Genomic DNA, 2,500 nt, shown 5'->3' with positions numbered 1-2,500 from the left:
CGTAGCGAAAGCGAGTCTGAATAGGGCGCTTTAGTTAGTAGTAGTAGACGCGAAACCGAGTGATCTACCCATGGGCAGGTTGAAGCTGTGGTAACACACAGTGGAGGACCGAACCAGTTGACGTTGAAAAGTCTTTGGATGACCTGTGGGTAGGGGTGAAAGGCCAATCAAACTCGGAAATAGCTCGTACTCCCCGAAATGCATTTAGGTGCAGCGTTGAGTAAAAGTTTTATAGAGGTAGAGCTACTGATTGGATGCGGGGGCTTCACCGCCTACCAATTCCTGACAAACTCCGAATGCTATAAAATGTTTCTCAGCAGTGAGGGCATGGGTGCTAAGGTCCATGTCCGAGAGGGAAAGAACCCAGACCATCAGCTAAGGTCCCCAAATATATGTTAAGTTGAACTAACGAAGTGAAATTGCTTAGACAGCTAGGATGTTGGCTTGGAAGCAGCCATTCATTTAAAGAGTGCGTAACAGCTCACTAGTCGAGCGATTTTGCATGGATAATAATCGGGCATAAACATATTACCGAAGCTATGGATTTACGTTGAAAGACACGTAAGTGGTAGGGGAGCATTGTAACCTGCGTAGAAGGTGTGCTGTGAGGCATGCTGGAGTGGTTACAAAAGAAAATGTAGGCATAAGTAACGATAATGCGGGCGAGAAACCCGCACACCGAAAGACTAAGGTTTCCTCAGCGATGCTAATCAGCTGAGGGTTAGTCGGGTCCTAAGGCGAATCCGAACGGAGTAGTCGATGGATAACAGGTTAATATTCCTGTACTTCTTATAATTGCGATGGGGTGACGGAGTAATGAAAGCACCGCGAACTGACGGAATAGTTCGTTGAAACATGTAGGTATTGGAACTGTAGGTAAATCCGCAGATCTAGCTGAAGTGTGATAGTACAACAAATCTTCGGATGCGTTGATAGTGTGCCTAAAGGCTTCCAAGAAAAACCTCTAAGCTTCAGATTATAAGAACCCGTACCGTAAACCGACACAGGTAGTTGGGATGAGAATTCTAAGGTGCTCGAGAGATTCATGGCTAAGGAACTAGGCAAAATAGACCCGTAACTTCGGGAGAAGGGTCGCCCATCTAACGATGGGCCGCAGTGAAAAGGTCCAGGCGACTGTTTATCAAAAACACAGGGCTTTGCTAAATTGAAAGATGATGTATAAGGCCTGACACCTGCCCGGTGCTGGAAGGTTAAGTGGAGGGTTTAGCTTCGGCGAAGATCTGAAATGAAGCCCCAGTAAACGGCGGCCGTAACTATAACGGTCCTAAGGTAGCGAAATTCCTTGTCGGGTAAGTTCCGACCTGCACGAATGGTGCAACGATCTGGACACTGTCTCAGCCATGAGCTCGGTGAAATTGTAGTATCGGTGAAGATGCCGATTACCCGCAGCGGGACGAAAAGACCCCGTGAACCTTTACTATAGCTTAGTATTGGCTTTGGATAAGTAATGTGTAGGATAGGTGGGAGACATTGAAGCGGCGTCGCTAGGCGTTGTGGAGTCGTCCTTGAAATACCACCCTTTGCTTATCTAGAGTCTAACTCAGAGATGAGGACAGTGCTTGGTGGGTAGTTTGACTGGGGTGGTCGCCTCCAAAAGAGTAACGGAGGCTTCTAAAGGTACCCTCAGTACGCTTGGTAACCGTACGTAGAGTGCAATGGCATAAGGGTGCTTGACTGAGAGACATACAGGTCGATCAGGTTGGAAACAAGAGCATAGTGATCCGGTGGTTCCGCATGGAAGGGCCATCGCTCAAAGGATAAAAGGTACTCCGGGGATAACAGGCTGATCTCCCCCAAGAGCTCATATCGACGGGGGGGTTTGGCACCTCGATGTCGGCTCGTCACATCCTGGGGCTGGAGAAGGTCCCAAGGGTTGGGCTGTTCGCCCATTAAAGTGGCACGCGAGCTGGGTTCAGAACGTCGTGAGACAGTTCGGTCTCTATCTGCTGTGGGCGTTAGAAATTTGCGTGGATCTGACTCTAGTACGAGAGGACCGAGTTGGACTGACCTCTAGTGTACCTGTTGTTTCGCCAGAAGCATAGCAGGGTAGCTACGTCGGGAAGGGATAAGCGCTGAAAGCATATAAGCGCGAAACCCACCACAAGATGAGATTTCTTTAAAGGGTCGTTGGAGATTACAACGTTGATAGGTCATAGGTGTAAAGGCAGTAATGTCATAGCCAAGTGATACTAATAACCCATAGACTTATGTACGCTTCTCCCGTTAGCAATAACGGGAGAGACACTCTTTTTTCTTGTACTGAACTAGTTTCAGTATCTATTAAAAACTTGCAATATTATTTTACCATATGTTAACTTATACAGTTAAAGCAATTTAACTGAAAATTTTAGGGTGGTTATTGCATTGGGGCTCACCTCTTCCCATCTCGAACAGAGAAGTTAAGCCCAATAGCGCCGATGGTACTGCATTTATGTGGGAGAGTAGGTCGCCGCCTTTCTTTAATCTTGATAGAATCAAG

The 2,500-nt window shown here is 47.2% G+C and carries 2 rRNA genes (1 of these 2 cut by a window edge); both read left to right on the top strand.

Features of this window, described 5'->3' with window-relative positions:
* A 23S ribosomal RNA gene (locus PHEL85_RS07195) occupies positions 1-2,234 on the top strand (it extends 650 nt beyond the left edge of the window).
* A gap of 135 nt (positions 2,235-2,369) precedes the next feature.
* A 5S ribosomal RNA gene (rrf, locus tag PHEL85_RS07190) occupies positions 2,370-2,479 on the top strand.
* Positions 2,480-2,500: the final 21 nt, after the last annotated feature.

The sequence above is a fragment of the Polaribacter sp. Hel1_85 genome, from assembly GCF_000766795.1.
Taxonomy (GTDB): Bacteria; Bacteroidota; Bacteroidia; order Flavobacteriales; family Flavobacteriaceae; genus Polaribacter.
The sequence above is the reverse complement of the archived record's forward strand: the minus strand, read 5'-3'. Positions and strand labels throughout refer to the sequence as shown.